Below are 24486 nucleotides of genomic sequence, written 5' to 3'. Positions count from 1 at the left end.
CGTGGCAGACTAGTGGAGTTGTTCAAGCGCTTCGATGCGCCGTGTCCCGACCAAGATAATGCTTGGTGCAGGGTCCCGGGGCGAGGCCCATATATAACCCACCTCCTTGAGAATATGCGTGTGAGTCCACTTGGACGAAACGACACGCCCGACTTCGGGGGTCGGAGCTTCGGCAGGGTGAGGAACCCGGAATATTCCGGATTCAGCTTGTTGGAAGAAGAGCCGGACTGGACGCGGGAAATCGCCCAGGGCCGCGCGTAAGGGATGTATTTCCATAGAGAAGCCGTACTTCAGAAAGAGAGTCACGACGCCATGGCGGGACAAAAAATCCGCATCCGGCTGAAGTCATATGACCACGAGGTCATTGATTCTTCAGCGCGGAAGATCGTTGAGACGGTGACGCGCGCAGGCGCTACGGTTGTTGGCCCTGTGCCGCTGCCGACGGAGAAGAACATTTACTGTGTAATCCGCTCGCCGCACAAGTACAAGGACAGCCGTGAGCACTTCGAGATGCGTACTCACAAGCGTCTGATCGACATCATCGACCCCACGCCCAAGGCTGTTGACTCGCTGATGCGACTCGACCTGCCCGCCGACGTGAACATCGAAATCAAGCTGTAGAAGGATCGCATCGTAATGTCTACCTTAACTACGCGCCAGGTGAAGGGCCTGCTGGGCAAGAAGCTCGGCATGACCCAGGTCTGGGACGAGAACAACCGCTTCATACCGGTAACCGTCGTCCAGGCAGACTCCAACGTCATCACCCAGCTGCGCGCACAGGATACCGACGGCTACTCTGCCGTCCAGATCGGCTACGGTGCGATCGACCCTCGGAAAGTCACCAAGCCGCTGGCTGGTCACTTCGAGAAGGCCGGCGTCACCCCCCGCCGCCATATTGTCGAGCTCCGCACCGCGGATGCCGACACCTACGAGCTGGGCCAGGAACTCTCAGTGGAACTCTTCGAGGCCGGCCAGCTGGTCGACGTCGTCGGGACCACCAAGGGTAAGGGCTTCGCCGGTGTGATGAAGCGTCACGGCTTCCACGGCGTCGGCGCTTCCCACGGTGCCCACAAGAACCACCGCAAGCCCGGTTCGATCGGTGGAGCATCCACTCCGAGCCGTGTCTTCAAGGGTATGAAGATGTCCGGTCGTATGGGTGGCGTCCGCCACACCACGCTGAACCTGACCGTTCATGCCGTTGACGCTGAGAAGGGCCTGCTCCTGATCAAGGGCGCTGTCCCTGGTCCCCGCAACTCGGTCGTTCTCGTCCGTACCGCCGTGAAGGGAGCATAAGCTCATGGCAACCAAGACCGTAAAAGTCGACCTGCCTGCAGAGATCTTCGACGTACAGACCAACGTGCCGCTGTTGCACCAGGTCGTCGTCGCGCAGCTCGCTGCCGCCCGCCAGGGCACGCACAAGACCAAGACCCGCGCCGAGGTCAGTGGAGCCGGCCGCAAGCCGTTCAAGCAGAAGGGCACCGGCCGCGCCCGTCAGGGTTCGATCCGCGCTCCTCAGATGACCGGTGGTGGCATTGTCCACGGCCCGACGCCGAGTGACTACTCGCAGCGGACGCCCAAGAAGATGAAGGCAGCCGCCCTGCGTGGAGCCCTCTCTGACCGGGCACGCAACGGCCGCATCCATGTGGTTTCCGAGCTGGTTGCAGGCACCAAGCCTTCCACCAAGGAAGCCATGACGGCACTGCGCAACGTGTCCGAGCGCAAGAACCTGCTCGTCGTTCTCGAGCGCGCCAACGATGTTGCAGCCCTGTCGCTGCGGAACCTGGACAACATCCACGTTCTGTACGCGGATCAGCTGAACACCTACGACGTGCTCGTCTCCGACGACGTGATCTTCACCAATGCGGCCTACGAGGCGTTCGTCGCAGCCCGGTCAGCCGGTGCAGCGAATACGTCCGGCGAGACGTCAGCTGCGGCTACTGAGAAGGAAGAGGAGACCGCCAAGTGAGCGCGACCGCTATCAAGGATCCCCGCGACGTAGTGTATTCACCCGTCGTGTCGGAGAAGAGCTATGGCTTGATCGACGAGGGTAAGTACACCTTCCTGGTTGACCCCCGCTCGAACAAGACCGAGATCAAGTTCGCGATCGAGAAAATCTTCTCGGTCAAGGTGGACTCGATCAACACCATCAACCGTGCCGGTAAGCGCAAGCGCACCCGCTTTGGCTGGGGTCAGCGTAAGGACACCAAGCGTGCCATCGTGACTCTCAAAGAAGGCACAATCGACATCTTCGGCGGTCCGCTCAGCTAGGGCGGAGACCACTTTAACGAGGAAATGAATTATGGGAATCCGTAAATACAAGCCGACAACACCGGGCCGCCGCGGCTCGAGCGTTGCCGACTTCACAGAAATCACACGGTCGACGCCGGAGAAGTCGTTGGTGCGTCCGCTGCCCAAGAAGGGCGGCCGCAACAACACCGGAAAGATCACCACCCGGCACAAGGGCGGTGGACACAAGCGCCAGTACCGGCTGATCGACTTCCGCCGGCACGATAAGGACGGTGTCGACGCCCGCGTTGCGGAGATCGAATACGATCCGAACCGCACCGCACGCATCGCGCTGCTGCACTACGTTGATGGAACCAAGCGCTACATCCTGGCTCCCAACAAGCTGAAGCAGAACGACGTCGTCGAGTCCGGCCCGGGTGCCGACATCAAGCCCGGCAACAACCTGCCGCTGCGCAACATCCCGGTGGGTACTGTCCTGCATGGTGTTGAGCTCCGGCCCGGCGGCGGCGCCAAGATGGCCCGTTCCGCGGGTGCTTCGGTGCAGCTTGTTGCCAAGGAAGGCCGCTTCGGCCAGATCCGTCTGCCCTCCGGCGAAATCCGCAACGTTGACGTCCGCTGCCGCGCGACCGTCGGTGAGGTCGGAAACGCCGAGCAGACCAACATCAACTGGGGCAAGGCCGGCCGAAACCGCTGGAGGGGCATCCGCCCCACCGTCCGCGGTGTGGTCATGAACCCGGTCGACCACCCCCACGGTGGTGGTGAAGGTAAGACTTCCGGTGGACGCCACCCGGTCAACCCGAACGGTAAGCCCGAGGGCCGTACCCGTCGTCCCAACAAAGAGAGCGACGCGCTCATTGTGCGCCGCCGCCGTTCTGGCAAGAACAAGCGATAGGAGCCTGGAAACATGCCACGCAGCCTGAAGAAAGGTCCTTTCGTTGACCAGCACCTCTTTGTGAAGGTCGCTAAAGAAAACGAGAAGGCCACTAAGAACAAGAGCGTCATCAAGACGTGGTCCCGCCGTTCGATGATCATTCCCGACATGCTCGGGCACACGATCGCCGTACACGACGGGCGCAAGCACATCCCGGTGTTCATTACCGAGTCGATGGTCGGGCACAAGCTCGGCGAATTTGCCATCACGCGGACATTCCGCGGCCATGTGAAGGACGACCGCAAGGGCAAGCGCCGCTGAGCCCCCGGCTCAACGACGTAAGTTCTTACGGCATAGAAGACGAGAGAAGGAAAGCAATGGAAGCCAAGGCAATTGCGCGCCACGTCCGCGTAACGCCTATGAAGGCCCGGCGCGTCGTCAACCTGATTCGTGGCAAGCAGGCGAATGAGGCTCTGGCAATTCTGAAGTTTGCCCCCCAGGCAGCTTCGGAGCCGGTATTCAAGGTAGTTCAGTCCGCTATGGCAAATGCCCGCGTACTGGCGGACCGCGACGGTGTCGCCTTTGACGAGGACGACCTGTTCATCAGCGAAGCATTCGTGGATCAAGGCCCGACAATGAAACGGTTCCAGCCGCGTGCCCAAGGCCGCGCGTACCGTATTCTCAAGCGGACCAGCCACATCACGGTTGTGCTCGCCACCCCCGAGGAAGAAGCAGCTCTCGCGGGCGCTTCGGCTAACAAGAAAGGCGGGAACCGATAGTGGGACAGAAGATTAACCCGCACGGGTTCCGACTCGGCATCACCACCGACCACATCTCGCACTGGTTTGCGGATGGCAACAAGGCCGGACAGCGCTACCGGGACTTCGTCCGCGAGGACATCAAGATCCGTCAGCTCATGTCCACGGGCATGGACCGCGCCGGTATTGCCAAGGTTGAGATCGAGCGCACCCGTGACCGTGTACGCGTTGACATCCACACCGCCCGTCCCGGCATTGTGATCGGACGCCGTGGAGCCGAAGCGGACCGCATCCGTGGCGAGCTCGAGAAGCTCACCAACAAGCAGGTGCAGCTGAACATTCTCGAGGTCAAGAACCCGGAGATCGAAGCGCAGCTGGTTGCCCAGGGTGTTGCAGAGCAGCTGACTTCCCGCGTGGCGTTCCGCCGTGCGATGAAGAAGGCCATGCAGTCCGCACAGCGCGGGGGAGCCAAGGGTATCCGTATCCAGTGCTCCGGCCGCCTGGGTGGCGCCGAAATGAGCCGCTCGGAGTTCTACCGCGAAGGCCGTGTGCCCCTGCACACCCTCCGTGCGAACATCGACTATGGCTTCTTCGAAGCCAAGACCACCTTCGGCCGCATCGGCGTGAAGGTCTGGATCTACAAGGGCGATGTGACCTCCAAGGAACTGGCAGCGGCACAGGCAGCTGCTCCGTCCCGTGGACGTGGTTCCGACCGCCCGGGCCGAGGCCCCGGTGGAGCCGGTGGCGACCGCGGAGGACGCGGCGGCGCTGGCGGCGGAGACCGTCGTCGTAATGACCGCGCTGCAGCTCCGAGGGGCAATGCAGCTCAGACCGCACCTGAGGCTCCGGCCGCAGACGCAACGCCCGCGGCAGCAACTGGTGCTTCAGCAGAAGGTGGAGACAAGTAGATGCTTATCCCACGTCGAGTTAAGTTCCGCAAGCAGCACCACCCGAAGCGTTCGGGGCAGGCAACAGGCGGCACCACGGTCAGCTTCGGTGAATGGGGAATCCAGGCGCTGACTCCGGCATACGTGACCAACCGTCAGATTGAGGCTGCACGTATCGCCATGACCCGCCACATCAAGCGTGGCGGTAAGGTCTGGATCAACATTTACCCGGACCGCCCGTTGACCAAAAAGCCCGCTGAAACCCGTATGGGTTCCGGTAAGGGTTCCCCCGAGTGGTGGGTAGCCAACGTCAAGCCCGGACGCGTTCTCTTCGAACTGTCCGGTGTCTCCGACGAGATCGCGAAAGAAGCGCTCCGCCTGGCTGTCCACAAGCTCCCGTTGAAGGCTCGCATTGTGCGACGCGAAGGTGGTGAATAGAGATGGCTGTTGGATCTAAAGAACTGACTTCCAGCCAGCTGGACGGGTTCGATAAGGACCGTCTGGTCGAAGAGCTGCGCAAGGCCAAGGAGGAACTGTTCAACCTCCGTTTCCAGTCCGCCACCGGGCAGCTGGAGAGCCATGGACGGCTGAAGTCCGTCAAGCGTGACATCGCCCGTATTTACACGGTCCTTCGTGAGCGCGAGCTGGGCATCCGTCCCGACGTCGTTGCTCCGGTTGAAGAGGCCAAGGGCGCCAAGGCGGACACGAAGAAGTCCAAGAAGAAGACTGCCAAAAATGATTCCGGCGACGCCGACAAGGCCGAAACGGAAAAATCGGAAGTTTCTGAGGATGATGCCAAATGAGCGAAAACATCAAGGAAGAAACTGTGAGTTCAGATACCAGTGCCGAGGACGCCCGCCACTACCGCAAGACGCGGCGCGGCTACGTCGTCTCGGACAAGATGGACAAGACCGTAGTGGTCAAGGTCGAGGACCGCGTCAAGCACGCGCTCTACGGCAAGGTGCTGCGCCGTTCATCCCGCGTGAAGGTCCACGATGAGCAGAACAGCGCCGGTATCGGCGACCTGGTCGTCATTAGTGAGACCCGCCCGCTGTCCGCTACCAAGCGGTGGCGTCTGGTCGAAATTTTGGAGAAGGCCAAGTAAGGCCTGTTCAATATCATGCCCGTCCGGGCGGGGGAGACTATCCACCTCAGCCGCCTGGACAACGGGCCCACCATATCCGTTCCGCAAGGCTCCACCAGGAGAACCGGCGCGACGACAGGAGAAATAAGTGATTCAGCAGGAGTCGCGACTGAAGATCGCCGACAACACGGGTGCGAAGGAAATTCTCACCATTCGTGTTCTCGGTGGCTCTGGCCGTCGCTACGCAGGCATCGGCGACACCATTGTTGCCACCGTCAAGGATGCAATCCCCGGCGGCAACGTCAAGAAGGGCGACGTCGTTAAAGCCGTCATCGTCCGCACGAAGAAGGAACGCCGTCGTTCAGACGGTTCCTACATTAAGTTCGACGAGAACGCAGCGGTGATCTTGAAGACCGACGGCGACCCCCGCGGTACCCGTATCTTCGGCCCCGTCGGCCGCGAACTTCGTGACAAGAAGTTCATGAAGATCATCTCGCTGGCTCCGGAGGTGCTGTAGCCCATGGCAAAGATTAAGAAGGGTGACCTCGTTCAGGTCATCACCGGCGCCACGCAGGACCGCGGCGGAGACCGCGGCAAGCAGGGCAAAGTTCTGCGGGTCTTCCCCGAGTCCGACCGCGTGTTGGTTGAGGGCATCAACCGGGTGACCAAGCATACCCGGGCGGGCCAGTCGCAGAGCGGCGCGAAGACAGGTGGTATCGAGACCATTGAGGCCTCGATACACATCAGCAACATCGCCGTCGTCGACCCTGAGACCAAAAAGCCGACCCGCGTCGGCTACCGCACGGAGACTGTCGAGCGCGATGGCCGTGAGCGCAACGTTCGCGTCCGCATCGCCAAGGGCTCCGGGAAGGACATCTAATGACTGAAACAGTAGAAACCTCAGCCAAGATCGCTCCGCGCCTGAAGACCCGTTACAACGAGGAGATCAAGTCCTCGCTGCAGAGCGAATTCAATTACACTAACGTGAACCAGGTCCCCGGCCTGGTCAAGGTTGTTGTGAACATGGGTGTTGGAGATGCCGCCAAGGACTCCAAGCTCATCGACGGCGCCGTCAAGGATCTGACCCTGATCACCGGGCAGAAGCCGCAGGTGACCAAGGCACGCAAATCCATCGCTCAGTTCAAGCTGCGTGAAGGTATGCCGATTGGTGCGCACACCACGCTGCGTAACAACCGGATGTGGGAATTCGTGGACCGCCTGGTCTCCCTGGCACTGCCGCGTATCCGTGACTTCCGTGGGCTCAGCCCCCGCCAGTTCGATGGCAATGGCAACTACACGTTCGGTCTGACCGAGCAGTCGATGTTCCATGAAATCGATCAGGACAAGATCGACCGCGTCCGCGGTATGGACATCACGGTAGTGACCACAGCCAAGACCGACGACGAGGGACGCGCGCTGCTCAAGGCGCTCGGCTTCCCGTTCAAGACCGACTAATTACTACGTTGCAGGTCCGGACCGCATCAAATGCGGCCGCGGAAACCGTTACGAGGAGGGGCTGAAGCCCAATGACAATGACAGACCCTGTCGCAGACATGCTTACGCGTCTGCGCAATGCAAACTCGGCATACCACGAATCCGTGGGCATGCCTTACAGCAAGCTCAAGGCACACATCGCCGACATCCTGAAAGCCGAGGGGTACATCGCCTCCTGGAAGGCTGAAGACGAAGGTGTCAGCAAAAAGCTGATGATTGAGCTGAAATTCGGTCCGAACCGCGAGCGTTCCATCGCCGGCGTCCGTCGTATCTCCAAGCCCGGACTGCGCGTTTACGCCAAGTCGACCAACCTGCCGCATGTGCTGGGTGGTTTGGGCATCGCCATCTTGTCGACGTCGTCAGGTCTGCTGACCGACCGCCAAGCCGCAAAGAAAGGCGTGGGTGGGGAAGTCCTCGCCTACGTCTGGTAGAAGGAAGGAAGAGAAGACATGTCACGTATTGGACGTCATCCTATCTCGGTACCTTCCGGCGTTGAGGTCAACATTGATGGAGCCGATGTCTCCGTCAAGGGCCCCAAGGGCGAATTGAGCCTTACCGTTCCCAGTCCGATTACCGCCACGCTCGACGACGGTGTCATCACCGTCGCCCGTCCCAACGACGAGCGCGAATCACGGTCATTGCACGGTCTGAGCCGCACCCTGATCTCCAACCTGATCACCGGTGTGACCGAGGGCTACAAGAAGGACCTGGAAATCGTCGGTACCGGTTACCGCGTGGTGGCCAAGGGCGCGGACCTCGAGTTCGCTCTCGGCTACAGCCATCCAGTGCCCGTCGCGGCGCCGGACGGCATCACCTTGACTGTGGAAAGCCCTACCAAGGTCACGGTCTCAGGTATCTCCAAGCAGCGTGTAGGTGAGGTTGCTGCCAACATCCGCAAGCTGCGTCGTCCCGATCCCTATAAGGGCAAGGGTATCCGCTATGCAGGCGAGCAGCTCCGCCGCAAGGTCGGAAAGGCTGGTAAGTAATTATGGCTCTCGCAATCAAGGGTAAGAGCAAGTCCGCTTCGCGCGGACGCCGTCACCTCCGTGTACGCAAGCGCATCACCGGTTCCGCGGTCCGTCCGCGTCTGGTGGTCAACCGCTCGGCGCGCCACGTGTTCGTTCAGGTCGTCGATGACAGCCAGGGTAAGACCGTGGCGTCGGCTTCGACCATGGAAGCGGACCTGCGCGCGTTCGACGGCGACAAGACGGCTAAATCAAAGCGCGTTGGCGAGCTCGTTGCAGAGCGTGCCAAGGCTGCCGGCATCGAGTCGGTTGTCTTCGACCGCGGTGGTAACAAGTACCACGGCCGCGTCGCAGCGATCGCAGACGGCGCTCGTGAAGGTGGGTTGTCGCTGTGACTGAAGCTAATAATGCAAAGGAAGCTGATTTGAAGCAGGAGCCTGAACAGACTGCGGCCGAAGGTAGCGCTGCTGAAGCAACCGGGACCGCCTCTGACGCCGACAAGAGCACCGAGACTGCAACCGGCAGCACCGAGGACCGCAACGCCGGTCGTCGGGGCGAGCGCGGCGGTGGCCGTGGCGAGCGTGGTGGTGGCCGTGGAGAACGCGGTGGCCGCGATAGTGGCCGTGGCGGTGGCCGTGGCGGACGCGACGGCGGCCGTGACGCTGAGAAGGAAAAGTTCGTTGAGCGCGTGGTTGCTATTAACCGCGTAGCGAAGGTCGTCAAGGGCGGCCGCCGCTTCAGCTTCACCGCACTGGTGGTTGTCGGCGACGGCAACGGCATGGTCGGCGTCGGTTACGGAAAGGCCAAGGAAGTTCCCTCGGCCATCTCCAAGGGCGTCGAGGAGGCCAAGAAGTCCTTCTTCAAGGTCCCGCGGGTCCAGGGCACCATTCCGCACCAGGTCCAGGGTGAGGCGGCAGCAGGCGTTGTCCTGCTGCGTCCGGCTTCCCCCGGTACCGGTGTTATCGCCGGTGGCCCGGTCCGCGCCGTACTCGACTGCGCCGGCGTTCACGACGTACTGTCCAAATCGCTCGGGTCGGCCAACGCCATCAACATCGTGCACGCCACCGTTGACGCTCTGCGCAGGCTGGAAGAGCCGGCAGCAGTAGCGGCCCGCCGTGGTCTGCCGTTGGATGAAGTTGTTCCGCCGGCACTGCTGCGCAACATGCAGAAGGCAGGTGCGTAATGGCTGAGACCACGACGCAGTTGAAGATCACTCAGACGAAGTCCGCCATTGGCGGCAAGCAGAACCAGCGAGACACCCTGCGGTCACTGGGTTTGAAGCGGATCGGCCACACCGTGGTCCGGGATGCGACAGACTCCACCCGCGGGATGATCAACACTGTTTCTCACCTCGTGAAGGTTGAGGAGGCGAAGTAATCATGGCGGAAGAGAAAAAAGAGCACGCGCTCAAGGTTCACCACCTGCGTCCTGCCCCTGGTGCCAAGACTGCCAAGACCCGCGTAGGTCGAGGCGAGGCATCCAAGGGTAAGACTGCAGGCCGCGGTACCAAGGGAACAAAGGCCCGGTACCAGGTGTCGGCAGGATTTGCCGGTGGCCAGCTGCCACTGCATATGCGCCTGCCGAAGCTCCGCGGCTTCAAGAACCCGTTCCGGGTGGAGTTCCAGGTCGTGAACCTGGACAAGCTCTCCGAGCTGTACCCCGACGGCGGCGAAGTCACCGTGGAATCCCTGGTGGCCAAGGGCGCGGTTCGCAAGAACCAGCCCGTGAAGGTCCTTGGCAGTGGCGACATCGCCGTCAAGGTTGATGTCAAGGTAGATGCCTTCTCGGCCAGTGCCGCAGAAAAGATCGCAGCAGCAGGCGGAAGCGCCACTGCACTGTGATTTTTCGCAGGAAATGATTGAACTCTTGGTGGGTCGGAAAGCTTCCGGCCCACCAAGAGTTTCATTCAGTTAAGACTCGGGGCACGTCAACGGTCCAAACCTGGCATAGTGACCAGCTAGACTCGGTTGTTGAGAATCGTCGGTGCCCATCATCGACTCAGGACCTTCAGGAGGACAATTGCTTAGCGCATTTGGCCGGGCCTTCCGCACGCCTGATCTACGACGCAAGTTGTTGTTCACGCTGGGAATTATCATCATCTACCGTCTCGGGACGTTCATTCCTTCCCCGGGCGTCGATTACGGAAACGTGCAGCAGTGTCTCGCCTTGGGCAACACCCAGGGCGGCGTTTATGACCTGGTGAACCTTTTCAGCGGCGGAGCCTTGCTCCAGGTGTCGATTTTCGCCCTCGGAATCATGCCGTACATTACGGCCAGCATTATTACCCAACTTCTCCGGGTGGTCATTCCCCGGTTTGAGGAACTGCACAAGGAAGGGCAGCAGGGGCAGGCGAAGCTGACGCAGTACACGCGTTACCTCACGATTGCCCTCGGCTTGCTGCAGGCAACGACGCTGGTGTCATTGGCCCGCTCTGGCAGCCTGCTGGGCCAGTGTCCCGTTCCGATCATCCCGAACGACACCCTGGTCACGATCATTCTGATCATTCTCACTATGACGGCCGGTACCGGCCTGATCATGTGGATGGGCGAGCTGATCACCGAAAAGGGCGTCGGCAACGGCATGTCGCTGCTGATCTTCATCTCCATCGCAGCGGGCTTCCCCACCTCCCTGGGCGCAATCCTGAACACTCAGGGCTGGACGGTATTCCTCAGTGTGCTCGCCATCGGCCTCGTCATCGTGGCCCTGGTGGTCTTCGTGGAGCAGTCCCAGCGCCGCATTCCGGTCCAGTACGCGAAGCGTATGGTCGGCCGCCGCACCATGGGCGGCACCACCACCTATATCCCCATCAAGGTCAACATGGCCGGCGTGATCCCTGTGATCTTTGCGTCCTCCATGCTCTACCTGCCGGGTCTGCTGGTGCAGTTCAATACCCCCACGGACGGCACCACCCCGCCGCCGGAATGGGCGCAGTGGATCCAGAACAACCTGGTCAGCGGTGACTCCCCGCTCTACATGTTGATGTACTTCCTTTTGATCATCTTCTTCACGTATTTCTACGTTTCGATCACGTTCAACCCCGACGAGGTATCGGAGAACATGAAGAAGTACGGCGGATTCATCCCGGGCATCCGTGCCGGGCGTCCGACGGCGGAGTACCTGCAGTACGTCATCAGCCGGATCACGGCCGCCGGTGCCCTCTACCTGGGTCTGATCGCACTGATTCCGCTCATTGCGCTGGTGCTGATCGGCGCCAACGCCAACTTCCCCTTCGGAGGTGCGGCGATACTGATTATCGTGGGTGTCGGTCTTGAGACCGTCAAGCAGATCGACGCTCAGCTACAACAACGGCACTACGAAGGGTTATTGCGATGACGAGAATGCTGATCATTGGTCCTCCGGGATCCGGAAAAGGTACCCAGGCGGCACGCATCTCGGACCGTCTCGGCATCGTGGCGATCTCCACTGGCGACATCTTCCGTGCCAACGTCAAGGAAATGACTCCGCTGGGCGTTGAGGCCAAGAGCTACATGGACGCCGGCGACTATGTTCAAGACAGCGTCACCAACAAGATGGTGCGCGACCGGCTCAAGGAGGCGGACGTCGAGGACGGCTTCCTGCTTGATGGCTACCCGCGGACCACGGCCCAGGTCGATGAGCTGGATGACATCCTGGCCAGCATTGATCAGCAGCTCGACGCAGTCCTGCAGTTGACGGCCGACGACGAGGAACTCGTCAAGCGGCTGCTCGGCCGGGCGGCGCAGGATGGCCGCACGGATGACACCGAAGAGGTCGTCCGGCACCGGTTGGACCTCTATCACGAGAAAACCGAAGAGGTGGTGTCCAAGTACGCTGACCGCGGGATTGTGGCGAAGGTGGACGGCATCGGCGGAATCGACGAAGTCACCGACCGCGTCATGACCGCTCTCAAAGACGTGCAGTAATTACTTACCGAATGGCCCTCCTGCACCCATAGCAGGAGGGCCATTCGTATTTTGGAAGGTTTGAACATGTTTGGTCGCTCCATCGAGTACAAATCGGCAGCGCAGATGCGCCATATGGTCGACGCCGGCAAGGTCACCAGCGATGCGCTCGACGCTGCCGTCGCGGCCGCCGGCGGCGGTGCCACCACGGCTGACCTGAACGACGCTGCAGCCAGTGTCCTCAAGGAAGCCGGAGCAACCTCGAACTTCCTCGGCTATTACGGTTTCCCCGCGACGATCTGCACCTCGGTGAACGAGCAGGTCGTGCACGGCATCCCGGGCAGCTACGTCCTCAAGGACGGCGACATGGTCTCGATCGACGGTGGCGCCATCGTCAACGGCTGGCATGGCGACTCGGCCCGCACCGTCATCGTCGGGGAGGCGGACCCGGAGGACCAAGCGCTGTCCGACGTCACCCGCGCCTCGCTGTGGCATGGCATCGCCGCGTTGGCCAAGGCCAGCCGCGTCGGCGAGATCGGCTGCGCCATCGACGACTATGTGAACACCACCGTTGGGCACAAGTACGGCATCCTCGAGGAATACGTCGGCCACGGCATCGGATCAGAGATGCATCAGGCACCGGACGTGGTCAACTTCCGCAGCCGCAACCTCGGCCCCAAGGTCAAGCCCGGCATGTGCCTGGCGATCGAGCCGATGCTCGTGCGCGGACGCCTCGAAACAGAGGTGCTCGACGACGACTGGACCGTTGTCACGGCCGACGGCGCCCGCGCGGCACACTGGGAACATTCCGTAGCCGTGCACAGCGGCGGAATCTGGGTACTGACTGCCCCCGACGGCGGCGCAGCCGAACTGGCTCCCTTAGGCATTACCCCCGCTCCAATCGCCGGCTGAGAACGGCGATTTCCGGCTGAATCTAAAAAAGTCGAAAAAACTTTGAAAACCGGCGCAACCTTTCCGCATCCGGCGACATTAACCAAGTAGATGGCCACCGCGGCAATGGTGAAAGCGGGGGAGCGAACGGCTTCCGCTTCCACAAAAGTATTGCGTGGCCGGCCATCGTCAACGCTGCTGAACCAAGGTTTGTTGGGAGCTGCAGGTTCGGCTGGCCGCCGGGCGGTCCCCCGACCCGGATGGGGTGGGCTGCAAGGCGTCGCTGACTGGATACTGGCCGGTCGCGGTCAATCGCCTTGCAGGCCGCCGCGTTGCACGTCTTTTTTCTTCTGTTGGATAAGGAGTTGGTTATGGTGGAGGAATGGTGCGTAATTTCAGAACATGGAAGCTGGGAAGTACATTCGCCTCCGCCCTGATGCTTTCGGCGGTGCTGACTGCCGGCGCAGTGCCGGCGCCCGGGGCCCAGCCGACTCCGGGAGACCAGCCAAGTGCAGGTCAGGAGTACTGCTGGCTCAATGGCGATTCCGGCTCCATGCAGTGCTTCACCTCGGAAGCGGAAATGAACACCGCGATGCAGCAACCTGCACTGGAGGCCACGCAGGAACCGCAGCTCAAAGCCGCAGGCTCCGGGTCGGAACCCACACCACAACTGCAGACGGGAAGTGCCACTTCAGACCAGCGGGTCGTCGGCCGTTTTTACCGCGACGCCGGGTACGAAGGCGGATACCTGATCATTTCGCGCAGCGGAGGTTGCAGCAGCGGAACACATATTGCGGACCTGAGCGGTTACCCAGGCTGGAATGACACCGTCTCGTCATTCATAGCAGGATCGGGATGCCGCATCGGGCTCTATGACGACTCGGACCTCAGCGGATCCTTCTACGGACACTTCCGGAGCTCGAGTTACGTCGGAAACCTCAATGACCGGGCATCGTCGGCCCGGTTCATCGCTGGCTGATGCCGGAGGACGGCCGCCGGACGGATGGTGCCGGGGCCGACCCGAGGACCGACGAGGAGTTGCTCCATCGGTGCGCGAAACGTGACGACGCCGCGTTCGACGTCCTGTACGAACGGTACGCGGGCAACCTGCTCCGGGTCTGCCGCCGAATGTCCGGAGATATGTCGGCGGCCGAAGACATCGCGCAGGAAGCATTCTTCACTCTATGGTCGAAGGCCAAAAAGGTCACGATTGCGGACGGAACGGCTTGGCCCTGGTTGTTCACCACGGCAAAGTTCCTGATCTACAACCACAATCGCAAGATGGGCAATCAGGCAATGCTCGACATCCATGAGCACGACGTCGAGCGCTACCTTTCGCACAGCCATGTGGAGGAAACGGTGGCGTCCAGGGACGCCGTCCAGCGCGTACTTGAAACAGTCCGGACGATGCCCGCCGAGGACCACCACATCTTCGTCATCCACTTCATCGAAGGTGCTTCGCATGCCCGGATTGCCAAGGACTTGGGCATCAGCCGGTCCGCGGCCAAGAGCCGCATCTTCCGCCTGAGGGCGAAACTTCAATCTACTTTTACCGATATGACGACCAGCTGAGGGGGTGATGGACATGGACGAGATTTCTTCCGCCAAGGACCGCGTGCGGAACCGGCTGCGGACCCGCATCGGCGAAGACAAACGACGGCGGAAGCGCCGCAAGCAACTTGGTGTGTTTGTGGCCGCGCCCCTGGCGGCCGTCACTGCTACAGCCGGATTCGCGCTGCTGAATATGACCGAGGAACAGGCAAACTTCTCGGCCATTTGCTACGCCGGCTCCACTCCCGACGCCCCGCAGGCAGAGGTTTACGTCCTGCACGAGGGCGAAATGACGGGCCGGGACGACCAGGGCAATCCGGTTCTCGACGACTCCGGAGCCATTGACTCCATCGACCCGCAGGAGCGCTGTGCAACCGTCTGGGAAGCCGGTTTTGACGATCCAACCAATCCGGGCGAGTTCCTGCCTCCGGTCAATCCGGCCCCGCCAATGGTGACCTGCCTCCGGTCAATCCGGCCCCGCCAATGGTGACCTGCATCCGGGACGACTGGCGCTACGCTATCTTCCGCGCCCCGGGCGATGAACCGGTCAGCAGCAGGGAATTCTGCCCCACCGTCGACATGCGGCCCAATACGATCGACGTCGCGGAGCTCCTGGAGCGCCAGTAAGCAGTTGGAAAAGCGGCGTCTGCGGTGAGCGGCATGACCTCGATATGACGGGGACCGCCTGAAGCGCGCTCACATCGTCAACCTCGACAGTCGACCGCGATCCCGAGAGCAGCGCAAATCTCGCGCATGCGGGAATCAGCCAGCCGACCGAGCCTCATGACGAGCACGGAGACCGAGACGCTCTCGACGGAGTCGAGGTTCACGGCTGAGCGGCGTGGCACCGGGTCGTCTCCAGGTTCAAGAACGACTTCAATGGGAAGCCCTCGTATCGTCGTCGTGCACGGAGCGACAAGTGTCCGTCCAAGTCTGGGGATCGCCACGTCACGGGACAAAACGACGACGGGGCGCCGGCCGACCCCGGCCAGCTCACACCACCACAGCTCTCCCCGAGCCGGCAGCGCGCTCACGATGCTGCGGCGGCTTGTCGAAACGAGGCCAGGTCGCCCCACTCATCCGGCTCACCGAGCGGGTGCTCGTCGTAGGCGGCGTAGCTCGCGTCCACTTCCGCTGCGCGATGGCGGACCAGCAATGCTTCGAGGGCTGCATCGATGAGAGCGGCGTCGGTAATACCTGAACTTATGCGCCGCGCCCCTTCAAGGAGCTCCGTGTCTACGGTCGTGCTGAGCCGTGTGCGAGCCATGCCACAATCATGCCACCCCTGTCACAACGCTGGCAATGAACTTACGTCCTTGCATGGCTCCCTGACAGGCTCCGTACACGCGGCAAATGCCTGATAGAAAAGACGGGAAGCATACTGGGTCATTTCGATCCGACGGCATGGGGTAGGAGGACAATCGGAGGATGGTCTCCTCAATCACCGACGTCCCAGGCATCCGCGTCGGCCACGCCCAACGAACTGATCCAGGCTGGCTTACTGGCGTGACCGTCGTGCTGCCGCCACCGGGAACGGTCGGCTCCGTGGACGTGCGCGGGGGAGGCCCCGGAACGCATGAGACCGACGCCCTCGATCCCACCACCCTCGTCCCGACCGTCGACGCCGTCGTACTCACCGGCGGCAGTGCCTACGGGCTCGCCACCGCTCAGGGCGTCCAGCGCTGGTGCGAAGAACAAGGCAAGGGTTTTCCGGTTCCCGGCGGCGTCGTGCCGATTGTTCCAGCCGCGGCCATCTTCGACCTGGGCCGCGGCGGGGAGTTTGGAAACAGGCCCGACGCCGGTATGGGCTATGCGGCTGTGGTCGCGGCGGCTGCCGAAAAGGACAGACACGACGTCGACCGCGGCAATGTGGGCGGCGGCACCGGCGCGGTACTGGCGCAGGGTAAGTACAAGGGCGGAACCGGAACGGCATCCGTTCGCCTCGACGGCAATAACACCGGGATAGTCATCGGAGCCATCGCGGTCGTCAATGCCGTCGGTTCCCCAATCGGTAGCAGCCCGCTGGAAGCGGATGGCGCCGGAACCGGCGGGTCGCTCAACACCACCCTGGTCGTCGTGGCCACCAACGCCGTCCTGGATCCTGCCCAGTGCAAACGCACAGCCACGGCCGCACACGCCGGCCTGGCCAGATCGCTCAACCCCGTCCATACGCTTGCCGATGGGGACACCATCTTCACTCTCGCGACAGGGGAGCGGGCGCTGTCAGGCGACGGTGCCGCCGTCGTGCAATCAGTCATGCAGCTGCAGGCGGCGGCCGCCGACGCCGTCGAACTAGCGGTGCGTGACGCCGTCGAACATGCCGAGGCTGTCAATAATGGCGTGATCGATTTGCCGCGGTGGCCGGGATAACGTTGCAGCCGTGTGACCCGCCGCGGCAGCGGGGGCGCAGCGGATTGGAAGGTCCGCCAGTGTACACCGATTTCACTTATCCCGGTGCTTAACGTAGAGTTGTCTGTTGGTTGTCTATGCTCTTGCGCCCATTCTGGCGGCGCGAAACAGGCAAGTATTACACCAAATCAGTAGTAAATACGCTCTTCGCGTCAGCGGAGGCAACAAAAAGTTAGCGGAGGATATGGCCAAGAAAGACGGGGTCATCGAGATTGAAGGCACGGTCAACGAGGCGCTGCCCAATGCGATGTTTCGTGTTGAGCTGAGCAACGGACACATTGTGCTCGCTCATATCTCAGGCAAGATGCGGCAACACTACATCCGAATCCTTCCCGAGGACCGGGTGGTTGTCGAGTTGAGCCCGTACGACCTGACCCGTGGCCGGATCGTATACCGCTACAAGTAATGCTCTAACCAAGCACACCTGCAAGAACGCAAAGGAACCCCATGAAGGTACAGCCGAGCGTTAAGCCGATCTGCGAAAAGTGCAAGGTGATTCGCCGCAACGGGCGCGTCATGGTGATCTGCGACAACGTGCGTCACAAACAACGCCAGGGCTGATTTTTTCTTAGCCCACGCACAGTTTGTGCAGTAGTAACTAAATAGAAGGCAACGCACCAGCCGGCCCGCAAGGACCAGAGTTGGAAACCCCCGGTCGGAGGCCGGGGCCCTGCTGAACGCAGGGATGTGATTGCTTACGACCTCCGGTTTATCCAAGGAGTGAGGCCATAATGGCTCGTCTCGCTGGCGTAGACCTTCCCCGCGAAAAGCGGTTGGAAGTAGCGCTTACATACATTTACGGCGTGGGCAAAACCCGTGCACTGAAGACTCTTGCAGACACCGGCATCAGCGCCGACGTCCGCGTCAAGGATCTCTCTGACGATCAGCTCGTTCAGCTGCGTGACTACATTGAAGCTACCTTCCAGGTTGAGGGTGACCTCCGCCGCGAGGTGGCAGCCGATATCCGCCGCAAGGTGGAAATTGGCAGCTACCAGGGTATCCGCCACCGCCGCGGACTGCCGGTACGTGGTCAGCGCACCAAAACCAATGCCCGCACCCGCAAGGGCCCCAAGCGTACGGTCGCTGGCCGGAAGAAGTAGATCCCGTGAACCCGTTATTCCCAACGGGATCCGATGACCTTTTGTAGGAGATGTAATGCCCCCAAAGACTCGTGGAGCGGTTCGTAAGCCGCGTCGCAAGGATAAAAAGAATGTAGCGGTCGGACAGGCCCACATTAAGAGCACCTTTAACAACACCATCGTGTCCATCACGGACCCGTCCGGTGCTGTCATCGCATGGGCTTCGGCCGGTGAGGTTGGGTTCAAGGGCTCACGCAAGTCCACCCCGTATGCTGCGCAGATGGCCGCCGAGGCTGCTGCCAAGCGTGCCCAGGAGCATGGCGTCAAGAAGGTTGACGTTTTTGTGAAGGGTCCGGGGTCGGGACGCGAGACCGCAATCCGTTCGCTGCAGGCCACTGGTATCGAGGTGGGATCCATTTCGGATGTTACCCCCAGTGCCCACAACGGTTGCCGTCCTCCCAAGCGCCGTCGCGTCTAACTGACCTAACCGCCGCAGCCGCCTGATGACGGGCCGGTTCCGCCGTCGAAAGATGAGCGTGAACCACCGTACCGATCAGGCGGCCTGCGCTGGCTAACGGCCGGGCTATTGGCCGGTCAGTCCAGACGATTGTTTCAAACCCTGTGTTGCGTCATATAGCGGATGCTCGCCGAAAGGAAACCTAAGTGCTCATTGCACAGCGCCCCACCCTATCCGAAGAAGTAGTCGCAGATAACCGGTCCAGGTTCGTTATCGAACCACTGGAGCCCGGCTTCGGCTACACGCTGGGAAACTCGCTTCGCCGAACCCTGCTGTCCTCCATCCCCGGAGCTGCTGTCACCAGCATCCGGATCGATGGCGTACTGCATGAGTTCACCACCGTTCCAGGTGTGAAGGAAGATGTCACCGAGATCATCCTGAACATCAAAAACCTGGCTGTGTCCTCCGAGCACGACGAGCCCGTGGTCGCCTACCTGCGCAAGCAGGGACCCGGCGTCGTTACGGCCGCCGACATCGCTCCGCCGGCCGGTGTGGAGTTCCACAACCCGGAACAGCACATCGCCACGTTGAACGAGAACGGCAAGTTCGAGGTCGAGCTGACCATCGAGCGCGGCCGCGGCTACGTTTCGGCTGCTCAGAACAAGTCCGCGGATGCAGAGATCGGCCGTATTCCGGTTGACTCCATCTACTCCCCGGTCCTGAAGGTGACCTTCCGCGTGGAAGCCACCCGTGTTGAGCAGCGCACCGACTTCGACCGCCTGGTGGTCGACGTCGAAACCAAGGAAGCCATGGCACCGCGCGACGCCGTCGCCTCCGCCGGCACCACCTTGGTTGAGTTGTTTGGTCTTGCCCGTGAGCTGAACACCACGGCCGAGGGTATTGAGATTGGTCCGTCGCCGACCGACGCCGCACTGGCAGCGGACATGGCACTGCCGATCGAGGATCTGGACCTCACCGTCCGTTCCTACAACTGCCTCAAGCGCGAGGGCATCCACTCCGTGGGTGAGCTCGTTGCCCGCTCCGAGGCAGACCTCATGGATATCCGTAACTTCGGTGCGAAGTCCATCGATGAGGTCAAGGCAAAGCTGGTCGAGCTTGGGCTTTCGCTCAAGGATTCGCCCCCAGGGTTCGACCTGGCACGCGCCGCCGAAGAAAAAGACGACGAGGCCGACTACAGCGACGAAGACGACCAACTCTAAATCGCGACAGACGCTCTGAGAGAATATTCCCTCGCAGAGCACCATTTGAGGAGAAACTACAATGCCTACGCCCACAAAGGGTAAGCGCCTGGGAGGCGGAGCCTCACACGAGCGTTTGATGCTCGCGAACCTCTCCGCTGCTCTGTTCGAGCACAAGCGCATCACCACCACAGTTACCAAAGCCAAGCGCCTGCGTCCTTTCGCTGAGCGCATGGTGACCTTCGCCAAGCGCGGGGACCTGACCAGCCGCCGCCGCGTGCTGGCCCAGATCCGCGACAAGTCGATTGTGCACGAGCTGTTCACCGACATCGCGTCCGCAGTTGAAGGCCGCGACGGCGGTTACACCCGGATCACCAAGATCGGCAACCGCAAGGGCGACAACGCCCCCATGGCCGTCATCGAACTGATTCTGGACCCGGTCAGCGCCAAGCAGGCAACTGTTGCTGAAGCCGAGACCGCCACCAAGTCCGCAGCCCCGGCCCCCGTTGCCGAGTCCGCAGACAGCGGCGATTCAGCCGAGTCCGCTGATTCCCCGGAATCCGCAGACAGCGCAACGTCCGCCGATTCGGCTGACGAGGCACCGGCCAAGGACGAGACGGCAGCCGCGGAAGCACCCGCCGAGGCTCCTGCCGTGGACGCCGACGCTCCGGCCGCGGAAGCACCCGCCGTCGACGTCGAAAAAGGCAACGAAGAAGATGAGCCGGAAAAGAAGGCTTAGCTTCACCTGTTGATATGACAACGCCAGAGCCCGCTGTACCCCATGCCGGGGACAGCGGGCTTTTGCGTGTCAAAATGCGGGTAGCGTACGACGGCGGTCCCTTCTCCGGTTGGGCAATCCAGCCCGGCCGCATCACAGTGCAGGGCGTCCTGGAAGAGGGGCTCGCCACGTTGATCCGCCGACCCGTCCGGGCCACCGTCGCCGGCCGGACCGACGCCGGAGTCCACGCCCGCGGCCAGGTGGTCCATTTCGATCTGTCGCCCGATGAGTGGTACGGACTCAGCCGCGGCAAGGACCTCGAACCGGGGGAGGCGCTACAGCGCCGGCTCCGCGGTGTCATGAACAAGATCCTGCATATCGGTTTCTCCGGCGCCGCTGTCCGAACCGATAGGCACGGGGCCAACAGCAGCGTCAATGCCATCCAAGTACACGACGCCGTTCTGGCACCGGAGGGCTTCGACGCCAGGTTCTCCGCGCTCTGGCGCCGCTACAGCTACCGCATTGCCGACGACGCCGGCAGCTGGGATCCGCTGACCCGCCACCTGACGCTCTGGCACAAGGGCGCTCTCGGCGTCGATGGGATGAACGAGGCCGCCAAGGCGTTGCTGGGGCTGCAGGACTTCAAGGCTTTCTGTAAACCGCGCGAGGGCCGTACGACCATACGGGAACTGCAGCGCTTCGAATTTGTCCGGAACGACGACGGCGTTATCGTCGCAACGGTCCAGGCCGACGCCTTCTGCCACAACATGGTGCGCTGTCTGGTCGGTGCAGCCCTGCTTGTCGGTTCCGGCGATAGGTCGGCCGAATGGCTGACCGAACGTCTGCTCGCCAGGAAACGTGACGCCCAGGCGAAAATGTCCCCGGCGCATCCCCTGGTCTTCGAAGAAGTCGGCTACCCGGGCGAACAGGAGATGCTGTCCCGTGCGGAGTCCACTCGTGCCCGCCGCTTCCTGCCTTGATGGAATCTTGAGCTTTGGATGAAATTTCCTGAATCCTGAGCGCTTCTTTATCTGTAAACAAACGTTCCTTGAGCATCCTCAGGCAATGTTGCAGATGTCAGCTAAAGAGGCTGAAGAGAATCGGTTCCCGGTTCCACCCCGTTGGGGGATGGGGTGGAACCGCTTACTGAAACGAGACTCTAATGGGCATCAGCATGAAGACCACATCCGGCAAGCTCCTTGCATCGGCAGCACTTCTCGGCACCGCCGCGGCCGTAGCAGGACTTGGAACCTACGGAACCTTCACTGACACTACGGCTGCAAACGCCGAGGTTTCCACTGGGACTGTAGACATCACTTTGGGGGCCGACGAGGGTGTAAGCGTCGCTTTTGCAGATGTGCTCCCCGGTGACACGATCGAGCGTCTGGTTACCCTATCCAATGAGGGCGGCTCCGACCTGGCATCCATCAGCCTCACCACGACCAGCACAGCCGCGACCGGACTGGATCTCAGCAGCGTTGTCAGCTTCGCCATCGACTCCTGCTCCGGAACCTGGGCACCCGTCACGGGCGCTGCGGATTCCTGCAGCGGAACCATTACACCCGTGTTGACCAGTCCGACGCTCGCCGTCACCAAGCAGGCGCTCACCAAACTGACCGCCGTTGATTCCGGCAAATCCGACCAATTGAGAATTGCCGCCACCCTCTCCAAGGACGCAGGCAACGAGTACCAGGGCGCCAAGAGCAACCTAGCATTCACGTTCGACGCGGTCCAGCGGGCAGCGAAGACCAAGTAAGCACGGCCGGCCGGGGGAGGGACGGAATCATGCGGACAGTGTTGCGATACTCAGCCACTTTCCTCGGATGGGGCCTCTTGACCTTAGCGGTCCTCGCATTCCTGCTCCTGGCCATCGGGCCGAGGGTATTCGGGTATCAGACCTACACCATGCTTACCGGTTCGATGGCGCCGCTGATCAACTCCGGCGACGTCGTCGTAAGCGTCCCAACCGACGTCAGAGACGTTGAAGTTGGAGACATCATCACTTACCACATCCCTATTGACGATCACCGGGTCGAGACCCACCGCATCGTCGAGGTCATCGAGAAACCTGATGGTTCGACGGCCGTACGGACCAAGGGCGATGCGAACGATAGCGCGGATCCTTGGACGGCGGTTCTCGAGGGCGACCAGGTCGACCGGCATGCACTGACAATTCCCTACCTGGGGACAGCAATCCGGACCTTCCAGCAGCCTGTCTTGATGAAGACTCTGTTATATGGCGCACCGACGATATTGGTTGCCGGCATGCTTACGGCTATCTGGCGCAAGAGTCCTGAGACGACTGACGGCGACGGCACGCAAGCGGCGAGGGCAGCCAATGTTTCCGCCACCTAATGTGGCTCTGGGAGCCCTCTCTCCGGCAACCTTCTGCAGGTTGGCCGATGATTTGGACAACATCTCCGGTGCCGTGCATTTCATATCGACATTTTTGGAACTATTGCCTCGGCGGGTCGCACGGATCCTCCAAGCGATTCGGAGCAATAACGACCTGGGGGCCATGGAGGCTGTACTGAGCCTGAAGGTAACTTCGGTCATGGCCGGTGCGCACACCATGGCAGACGTGTGTGTGCGACTGGAAGCAGCCATCAAGAACGGTAACCCGGTCGACAAGAGTCAGGCAGCAGCCGAACTAACCAATGCCACTAGGTCCTTCGGATTCGTGCCGCCCGATTCCCAACCCGACGACCAGCTGTGTTGAAGCGGAAGCCCTGTCCCGTTCCCTACACGAGGCGGCGGGGGAGGATTAAGAGCGGAGCGTGGCGCTCTGCCATGGGTGTAATTGTGCTGATATCCATGCTTCTGACTCCCACCGTTGCGGAGGCCGTTTTCTCCGGCTCAACCAGCCAGGCCATGTCGGCCACCACGGCCCGGCTCACAGCGCCCAATGCCACACAAACTGTATGGTCTGCAACCTGCGAGAGAAGCACCCAGGGTGAGTCCGTGCTGACGATTACCGTCGACTCACATGCAAAGGTTCCCGGCGCTAACAGACACGTAATAACAGCCATCTCTCCGGCGGGCACACCTGCCCCAACCAAGGTTCTTGCAGGAACCGGTCAGACGCAGCATGTAGTCCGCATGAATTCGCGTTTAATGACCGGAACGTGGACATATGGAATTCATGGTTCTTACGCGGTCCCCGGGTCAAACAATGTGTGGAATGGGTCGTCCCTCAGCCGGACGGTCACTTGCGCCTGACAAAGAAACTTCTACTCGGATTCGGTCTCCAGTTCCACCTTCAGGGACGCCCGGACGCGGGCTCAGCTGGTTGACTCTTGTAGCATTACATACAGGTTGACTGGACAGAAGAGCGGGTGCAGCCAACGCTGACGCTTGAGGGGAGGGTGGGCAAGTGCGACCAACGGTCAAGGACGTGGCCCAGCGAGCGGGAGTTTCTCCGAAGACAGTATCCAATGTGGTCACGGGGATCATCACGGTCAGCCCCGGTACGCGCGCCAGGGTGGAAAAAGCGCTGCAGGAACTCAATTACGTGCCGAACCACTCGGCCCGGAGTCTGCGAAATGGCCGTTCGGGCCTGATCGGGTTGGCGCTGCCGGATCTCAGCACCCCATACTCGGCGGAGCTTGCCCACCACGTGGTCGAAGTCGCGCACGAACGCGGCTGGGGAGTACAGATCGAAGAAACCGGCTTCGATCCGCAGCGCGAATTTGAGCTGATGTCCAAAGCCCGCACCAACATCATCGACGGCTTGATTCTCAATCCTGTTGTGCTGGACGAGAGCGCGGTTAAGTTGGGCGTGGCCCTGCCTCCTGTGGTCCTGCTGGGCGAAGTCAACCAGCACATCACGGACCGAGTATGGGTCGACAACCTGGCCGCGGCGCGGGACATGACCCTCACCTTGGCCGCTGACGGAAGGCGCCGGATCGCGGTTCTCGGTACCACGGACCACCGTAACTCGGCGTCAGCCCAGGTCCGGACCGAAGGTTACCGGCAGGGGCTGGAGCAGGCGGGCC

41 protein-coding genes are annotated in these 24486 nt (G+C 61.5%); 39 read left to right on the top strand and 2 right to left on the bottom strand.

Translation table 11 applies throughout. The annotated features are described in order from the left end of the window. The first annotated feature begins 312 nt into the window (after window positions 1-312). The 27 genes from rpsJ to Y707_RS30440 all read left to right on the top strand — a co-directional run bounded on the left by rpsJ (window position 313) and on the right by Y707_RS30440 (window position 15256). The gene (rpsJ, locus tag Y707_RS0103440) at window positions 313-621 is read left to right on the top strand and encodes a 30S ribosomal protein S10 (protein WP_024366135.1); all 309 of its coding nucleotides are present in this window, start codon (window positions 313-315) and stop codon (window positions 619-621) included. 15 nt (window positions 622-636) lie between these two features. Next, window positions 637-1293 (top strand): 50S ribosomal protein L3, encoded by a 657-nt coding sequence (gene rplC / locus Y707_RS0103435; RefSeq protein WP_026534048.1) that lies wholly within the window; start codon window positions 637-639, stop codon window positions 1291-1293. A 4-nt stretch (window positions 1294-1297) separates the two neighbouring features. Next, window positions 1298-1966 carry a 50S ribosomal protein L4 gene (rplD, locus tag Y707_RS0103430; protein WP_026534047.1) on the top strand — a complete coding sequence of 223 codons (669 nt, stop codon included), beginning with the start codon at window positions 1298-1300 and terminating at the stop codon, window positions 1964-1966. After that, a complete protein-coding gene (gene rplW / locus Y707_RS0103425; RefSeq protein WP_026534046.1) occupies window positions 1963-2268 on the top strand; it encodes a 50S ribosomal protein L23 in 306 nt (101 codons plus the stop codon). Before rplD ends, rplW begins: the two co-directional genes overlap by 4 nt. 31 nt (window positions 2269-2299) lie before the next feature. Then, the gene (rplB, locus tag Y707_RS0103420) at window positions 2300-3139 is read left to right on the top strand and encodes a 50S ribosomal protein L2 (RefSeq protein WP_026534045.1); all 840 of its coding nucleotides are present in this window, start codon (window positions 2300-2302) and stop codon (window positions 3137-3139) included. 12 nt (window positions 3140-3151) lie between these two features. Then, window positions 3152-3439 (top strand): 30S ribosomal protein S19, encoded by a 288-nt coding sequence (rpsS, locus tag Y707_RS0103415; RefSeq protein ID WP_026534044.1) that lies wholly within the window; start codon window positions 3152-3154, stop codon window positions 3437-3439. Window positions 3440-3495: 56 nt separating this feature from the next. After that, window positions 3496-3897, top strand: coding sequence for a 50S ribosomal protein L22 (gene rplV, locus Y707_RS0103410; RefSeq protein ID WP_026534043.1), 402 nt, complete (start codon window positions 3496-3498; stop codon window positions 3895-3897). Continuing rightward, window positions 3897-4784, top strand: a complete 888-nt coding sequence (rpsC, locus tag Y707_RS0103405; protein WP_026534042.1) for a 30S ribosomal protein S3 — start codon at window positions 3897-3899, stop codon at window positions 4782-4784. The genes rplV and rpsC overlap by 1 nt, the downstream gene beginning before the upstream one ends. Continuing rightward, window positions 4785-5201 (top strand): 50S ribosomal protein L16, encoded by a 417-nt coding sequence (gene rplP, locus Y707_RS0103400; protein WP_026534041.1) that lies wholly within the window; start codon window positions 4785-4787, stop codon window positions 5199-5201. It begins immediately after the preceding gene. A gap of 2 nt (window positions 5202-5203) precedes the next feature. Beyond that, window positions 5204-5566 carry a 50S ribosomal protein L29 gene (gene rpmC, locus Y707_RS0103395; protein ID WP_026534040.1) on the top strand — a complete coding sequence of 121 codons (363 nt, stop codon included), beginning with the start codon at window positions 5204-5206 and terminating at the stop codon, window positions 5564-5566. Beyond that, complete coding sequence (gene rpsQ, locus Y707_RS0103390; protein ID WP_035780135.1) at window positions 5563-5868, top strand: 30S ribosomal protein S17; 306 nt, start codon at window positions 5563-5565, stop codon at window positions 5866-5868. The genes rpmC and rpsQ overlap by 4 nt, the downstream gene beginning before the upstream one ends. A gap of 127 nt (window positions 5869-5995) precedes the next feature. Beyond that, window positions 5996-6364: a 50S ribosomal protein L14 gene (gene rplN / locus Y707_RS0103385; protein WP_026534038.1), complete on the top strand. Its 369-nt coding sequence runs from the start codon at window positions 5996-5998 to the stop codon at window positions 6362-6364. Window positions 6365-6367: 3 nt separating this feature from the next. After that, entirely contained in the window at window positions 6368-6727 is a 360-nt protein-coding gene (rplX, locus tag Y707_RS0103380; protein ID WP_026534037.1) for a 50S ribosomal protein L24, read from the top strand. Further along, complete coding sequence (rplE, locus tag Y707_RS0103375; protein ID WP_035780132.1) at window positions 6727-7302, top strand: 50S ribosomal protein L5; 576 nt, start codon at window positions 6727-6729, stop codon at window positions 7300-7302. The genes rplX and rplE overlap by 1 nt, the downstream gene beginning before the upstream one ends. A 71-nt stretch (window positions 7303-7373) precedes the next feature. Continuing rightward, window positions 7374-7772 carry a 30S ribosomal protein S8 gene (rpsH, locus tag Y707_RS0103370; RefSeq protein WP_026534035.1) on the top strand — a complete coding sequence of 133 codons (399 nt, stop codon included), beginning with the start codon at window positions 7374-7376 and terminating at the stop codon, window positions 7770-7772. 18 nt (window positions 7773-7790) lie between these two features. Then, on the top strand, window positions 7791-8327 hold the full coding sequence (gene rplF, locus Y707_RS0103365; protein ID WP_026534034.1) for a 50S ribosomal protein L6: 537 nt from the start codon (window positions 7791-7793) through the stop codon (window positions 8325-8327). Window positions 8328-8329: 2 nt separating this feature from the next. Then, on the top strand, window positions 8330-8701 hold the full coding sequence (gene rplR, locus Y707_RS0103360) for a 50S ribosomal protein L18 (RefSeq protein WP_026534033.1): 372 nt from the start codon (window positions 8330-8332) through the stop codon (window positions 8699-8701). Between the two features lie 29 nt (window positions 8702-8730). After that, window positions 8731-9489 carry a 30S ribosomal protein S5 gene (gene rpsE, locus Y707_RS0103355; RefSeq protein WP_051441602.1) on the top strand — a complete coding sequence of 253 codons (759 nt, stop codon included), beginning with the start codon at window positions 8731-8733 and terminating at the stop codon, window positions 9487-9489. After that, the gene (rpmD, locus tag Y707_RS0103350) at window positions 9489-9683 is read left to right on the top strand and encodes a 50S ribosomal protein L30 (RefSeq protein ID WP_026534031.1); all 195 of its coding nucleotides are present in this window, start codon (window positions 9489-9491) and stop codon (window positions 9681-9683) included. Before rpsE ends, rpmD begins: the two co-directional genes overlap by 1 nt. Window positions 9684-9685: 2 nt before the next feature. After that, entirely contained in the window at window positions 9686-10147 is a 462-nt protein-coding gene (gene rplO, locus Y707_RS0103345) for a 50S ribosomal protein L15 (RefSeq protein WP_026534030.1), read from the top strand. 178 nt (window positions 10148-10325) lie between these two features. Beyond that, window positions 10326-11639, top strand: a complete 1314-nt coding sequence (gene secY, locus Y707_RS0103340; protein WP_026534029.1) for a preprotein translocase subunit SecY — start codon at window positions 10326-10328, stop codon at window positions 11637-11639. Beyond that, a complete protein-coding gene (locus Y707_RS0103335) occupies window positions 11636-12208 on the top strand; it encodes an adenylate kinase (protein WP_026534028.1) in 573 nt (190 codons plus the stop codon). The genes secY and Y707_RS0103335 overlap by 4 nt, the downstream gene beginning before the upstream one ends. A gap of 66 nt (window positions 12209-12274) precedes the next feature. After that, a complete protein-coding gene (gene map / locus Y707_RS0103330; protein WP_026534027.1) occupies window positions 12275-13099 on the top strand; it encodes a type I methionyl aminopeptidase in 825 nt (274 codons plus the stop codon). A 361-nt stretch (window positions 13100-13460) separates the two neighbouring features. Continuing rightward, the gene (locus Y707_RS0103325; protein WP_026534026.1) at window positions 13461-14057 is read left to right on the top strand and encodes a beta/gamma crystallin family protein; all 597 of its coding nucleotides are present in this window, start codon (window positions 13461-13463) and stop codon (window positions 14055-14057) included. Next, a complete protein-coding gene (locus tag Y707_RS0103320; RefSeq protein WP_026534025.1) occupies window positions 14057-14650 on the top strand; it encodes an RNA polymerase sigma factor in 594 nt (197 codons plus the stop codon). Before Y707_RS0103325 ends, Y707_RS0103320 begins: the two co-directional genes overlap by 1 nt. Before the next feature lie 13 nt (window positions 14651-14663). After that, complete coding sequence (locus tag Y707_RS0103315) at window positions 14664-15119, top strand: hypothetical protein (protein ID WP_155852663.1); 456 nt, start codon at window positions 14664-14666, stop codon at window positions 15117-15119. Beyond that, window positions 15113-15256, top strand: coding sequence for a hypothetical protein (locus tag Y707_RS30440; RefSeq protein ID WP_155852660.1), 144 nt, complete (start codon window positions 15113-15115; stop codon window positions 15254-15256). The genes Y707_RS0103315 and Y707_RS30440 overlap by 7 nt, the downstream gene beginning before the upstream one ends. A gap of 77 nt (window positions 15257-15333) precedes the next feature. Here the strand turns inward: Y707_RS30440 and Y707_RS0103305 are convergent, their stop codons facing one another. Together Y707_RS0103305 and Y707_RS0103300 are read right to left on the bottom strand one after the other, a co-directional pair. Next, complete coding sequence (locus Y707_RS0103305) at window positions 15334-15663, bottom strand: type II toxin-antitoxin system PemK/MazF family toxin (RefSeq protein ID WP_026534023.1); 330 nt, start codon at window positions 15661-15663, stop codon at window positions 15334-15336. Then, window positions 15660-15896 carry a hypothetical protein gene (locus Y707_RS0103300; protein WP_026534022.1) on the bottom strand — a complete coding sequence of 79 codons (237 nt, stop codon included), beginning with the start codon at window positions 15894-15896 and terminating at the stop codon, window positions 15660-15662. Before Y707_RS0103300 ends, Y707_RS0103305 begins: the two co-directional genes overlap by 4 nt. Before the next feature lie 161 nt (window positions 15897-16057). On the opposite strand from Y707_RS0103300, the gene Y707_RS23125 reads away from it, so the two are divergent. From Y707_RS23125 to Y707_RS23110, 12 genes are all read left to right on the top strand, one after another. After that, window positions 16058-16999 carry a P1 family peptidase gene (locus Y707_RS23125; protein ID WP_051441601.1) on the top strand — a complete coding sequence of 314 codons (942 nt, stop codon included), beginning with the start codon at window positions 16058-16060 and terminating at the stop codon, window positions 16997-16999. A gap of 223 nt (window positions 17000-17222) precedes the next feature. Continuing rightward, window positions 17223-17444, top strand: coding sequence for a translation initiation factor IF-1 (infA, locus tag Y707_RS0103290; RefSeq protein ID WP_026534021.1), 222 nt, complete (start codon window positions 17223-17225; stop codon window positions 17442-17444). A 41-nt stretch (window positions 17445-17485) separates the two neighbouring features. Further along, window positions 17486-17599, top strand: coding sequence for a 50S ribosomal protein L36 (gene rpmJ, locus Y707_RS23120; protein WP_035780128.1), 114 nt, complete (start codon window positions 17486-17488; stop codon window positions 17597-17599). Between the two features lie 170 nt (window positions 17600-17769). Next, complete coding sequence (gene rpsM, locus Y707_RS0103285) at window positions 17770-18138, top strand: 30S ribosomal protein S13 (RefSeq protein WP_026534020.1); 369 nt, start codon at window positions 17770-17772, stop codon at window positions 18136-18138. A gap of 55 nt (window positions 18139-18193) precedes the next feature. Next, on the top strand, window positions 18194-18595 hold the full coding sequence (rpsK, locus tag Y707_RS0103280) for a 30S ribosomal protein S11 (RefSeq protein WP_026534019.1): 402 nt from the start codon (window positions 18194-18196) through the stop codon (window positions 18593-18595). Window positions 18596-18780: 185 nt separating this feature from the next. Next, window positions 18781-19794 (top strand): DNA-directed RNA polymerase subunit alpha, encoded by a 1014-nt coding sequence (locus Y707_RS0103275; protein WP_026534018.1) that lies wholly within the window; start codon window positions 18781-18783, stop codon window positions 19792-19794. Between the two features lie 61 nt (window positions 19795-19855). Continuing rightward, on the top strand, window positions 19856-20512 hold the full coding sequence (rplQ, locus tag Y707_RS0103270; RefSeq protein WP_026534017.1) for a 50S ribosomal protein L17: 657 nt from the start codon (window positions 19856-19858) through the stop codon (window positions 20510-20512). A gap of 14 nt (window positions 20513-20526) precedes the next feature. Next, a complete protein-coding gene (locus Y707_RS0103265) occupies window positions 20527-21471 on the top strand; it encodes a tRNA pseudouridine synthase A (RefSeq protein ID WP_026534016.1) in 945 nt (314 codons plus the stop codon). A 194-nt stretch (window positions 21472-21665) separates the two neighbouring features. Continuing rightward, window positions 21666-22247 carry a TasA family protein gene (locus tag Y707_RS0103260; protein WP_162150165.1) on the top strand — a complete coding sequence of 194 codons (582 nt, stop codon included), beginning with the start codon at window positions 21666-21668 and terminating at the stop codon, window positions 22245-22247. Between the two features lie 77 nt (window positions 22248-22324). Beyond that, complete coding sequence (locus Y707_RS0103255; protein WP_253905039.1) at window positions 22325-22846, top strand: signal peptidase I; 522 nt, start codon at window positions 22325-22327, stop codon at window positions 22844-22846. After that, window positions 22830-23210, top strand: coding sequence for an Hpt domain-containing protein (locus Y707_RS28755; RefSeq protein ID WP_155852659.1), 381 nt, complete (start codon window positions 22830-22832; stop codon window positions 23208-23210). Before Y707_RS0103255 ends, Y707_RS28755 begins: the two co-directional genes overlap by 17 nt. 654 nt (window positions 23211-23864) lie before the next feature. Continuing rightward, on the top strand, window positions 23865-24486 hold a 622-nt coding region (locus Y707_RS23110), incomplete at its 3' end, for a LacI family DNA-binding transcriptional regulator (RefSeq protein ID WP_035780126.1).

Origin of the sequence: Arthrobacter sp. H14 (assembly GCF_000520495.1) — a bacterium.
Lineage (GTDB): Bacteria > Actinomycetota > Actinomycetes > Actinomycetales > Micrococcaceae > Arthrobacter_C.
Note: the sequence above shows the minus strand (reverse complement) of the source record. Positions and strands in the feature narration are given on the sequence as shown.

What these genes read in the sequence shown, in the direction of transcription:
- rpmD (WP_026534031.1), top strand. Translation starts at nt 9,489, where the DNA reads ATGGCTGAGACCACGACGCAGTTGAAGATCACTCAGACGAAGTCCGCC.
- rplF (WP_026534034.1), top strand. Translation starts at nt 7,791, where the DNA reads ATGTCACGTATTGGACGTCATCCTATCTCGGTACCTTCCGGCGTTGAG.
- rplE (WP_035780132.1), top strand. Translation starts at nt 6,727, where the DNA reads ATGACTGAAACAGTAGAAACCTCAGCCAAGATCGCTCCGCGCCTGAAG.
- Y707_RS23125 (WP_051441601.1), top strand. Translation starts at nt 16,058, where the DNA reads ATGGTCTCCTCAATCACCGACGTCCCAGGCATCCGCGTCGGCCACGCC.
- infA (WP_026534021.1), top strand. Translation starts at nt 17,223, where the DNA reads ATGGCCAAGAAAGACGGGGTCATCGAGATTGAAGGCACGGTCAACGAG.
- rpsS (WP_026534044.1), top strand. Translation starts at nt 3,152, where the DNA reads ATGCCACGCAGCCTGAAGAAAGGTCCTTTCGTTGACCAGCACCTCTTT.
- rplR (WP_026534033.1), top strand. Translation starts at nt 8,330, where the DNA reads ATGGCTCTCGCAATCAAGGGTAAGAGCAAGTCCGCTTCGCGCGGACGC.
- Y707_RS28755 (WP_155852659.1), top strand. Translation starts at nt 22,830, where the DNA reads ATGTTTCCGCCACCTAATGTGGCTCTGGGAGCCCTCTCTCCGGCAACC.
- rplB (WP_026534045.1), top strand. Translation starts at nt 2,300, where the DNA reads ATGGGAATCCGTAAATACAAGCCGACAACACCGGGCCGCCGCGGCTCG.
- rpsK (WP_026534019.1), top strand. Translation starts at nt 18,194, where the DNA reads ATGCCCCCAAAGACTCGTGGAGCGGTTCGTAAGCCGCGTCGCAAGGAT.
- rpmC (WP_026534040.1), top strand. Translation starts at nt 5,204, where the DNA reads ATGGCTGTTGGATCTAAAGAACTGACTTCCAGCCAGCTGGACGGGTTC.
- Y707_RS0103265 (WP_026534016.1), top strand. Translation starts at nt 20,527, where the DNA reads ATGACAACGCCAGAGCCCGCTGTACCCCATGCCGGGGACAGCGGGCTT.
- Y707_RS0103260 (WP_162150165.1), top strand. Translation starts at nt 21,666, where the DNA reads ATGAAGACCACATCCGGCAAGCTCCTTGCATCGGCAGCACTTCTCGGC.
- map (WP_026534027.1), top strand. Translation starts at nt 12,275, where the DNA reads ATGTTTGGTCGCTCCATCGAGTACAAATCGGCAGCGCAGATGCGCCAT.
- Y707_RS0103300 (WP_026534022.1), bottom strand. Translation starts at nt 15,896, where the DNA reads ATGGCTCGCACACGGCTCAGCACGACCGTAGACACGGAGCTCCTTGAA.
- Y707_RS0103325 (WP_026534026.1), top strand. Translation starts at nt 13,461, where the DNA reads ATGGTGCGTAATTTCAGAACATGGAAGCTGGGAAGTACATTCGCCTCC.
- rplV (WP_026534043.1), top strand. Translation starts at nt 3,496, where the DNA reads ATGGAAGCCAAGGCAATTGCGCGCCACGTCCGCGTAACGCCTATGAAG.
- Y707_RS0103315 (WP_155852663.1), top strand. Translation starts at nt 14,664, where the DNA reads ATGGACGAGATTTCTTCCGCCAAGGACCGCGTGCGGAACCGGCTGCGG.
- rpsJ (WP_024366135.1), top strand. Translation starts at nt 313, where the DNA reads ATGGCGGGACAAAAAATCCGCATCCGGCTGAAGTCATATGACCACGAG.
- rplP (WP_026534041.1), top strand. Translation starts at nt 4,785, where the DNA reads ATGCTTATCCCACGTCGAGTTAAGTTCCGCAAGCAGCACCACCCGAAG.
- rplQ (WP_026534017.1), top strand. Translation starts at nt 19,856, where the DNA reads ATGCCTACGCCCACAAAGGGTAAGCGCCTGGGAGGCGGAGCCTCACAC.
- rpsM (WP_026534020.1), top strand. Translation starts at nt 17,770, where the DNA reads ATGGCTCGTCTCGCTGGCGTAGACCTTCCCCGCGAAAAGCGGTTGGAA.
- rplX (WP_026534037.1), top strand. Translation starts at nt 6,368, where the DNA reads ATGGCAAAGATTAAGAAGGGTGACCTCGTTCAGGTCATCACCGGCGCC.
- rplO (WP_026534030.1), top strand. Translation starts at nt 9,686, where the DNA reads ATGGCGGAAGAGAAAAAAGAGCACGCGCTCAAGGTTCACCACCTGCGT.
- rpsQ (WP_035780135.1), top strand. Translation starts at nt 5,563, where the DNA reads ATGAGCGAAAACATCAAGGAAGAAACTGTGAGTTCAGATACCAGTGCC.
- rplC (WP_026534048.1), top strand. Translation starts at nt 637, where the DNA reads ATGTCTACCTTAACTACGCGCCAGGTGAAGGGCCTGCTGGGCAAGAAG.
- Y707_RS30440 (WP_155852660.1), top strand. Translation starts at nt 15,113, where the DNA reads ATGGTGACCTGCATCCGGGACGACTGGCGCTACGCTATCTTCCGCGCC.
- rpmJ (WP_035780128.1), top strand. Translation starts at nt 17,486, where the DNA reads ATGAAGGTACAGCCGAGCGTTAAGCCGATCTGCGAAAAGTGCAAGGTG.
- rpsH (WP_026534035.1), top strand. Translation starts at nt 7,374, where the DNA reads ATGACAATGACAGACCCTGTCGCAGACATGCTTACGCGTCTGCGCAAT.
- Y707_RS0103320 (WP_026534025.1), top strand. Translation starts at nt 14,057, where the DNA reads ATGCCGGAGGACGGCCGCCGGACGGATGGTGCCGGGGCCGACCCGAGG.
- Y707_RS0103335 (WP_026534028.1), top strand. Translation starts at nt 11,636, where the DNA reads ATGACGAGAATGCTGATCATTGGTCCTCCGGGATCCGGAAAAGGTACC.
- rplD (WP_026534047.1), top strand. Translation starts at nt 1,298, where the DNA reads ATGGCAACCAAGACCGTAAAAGTCGACCTGCCTGCAGAGATCTTCGAC.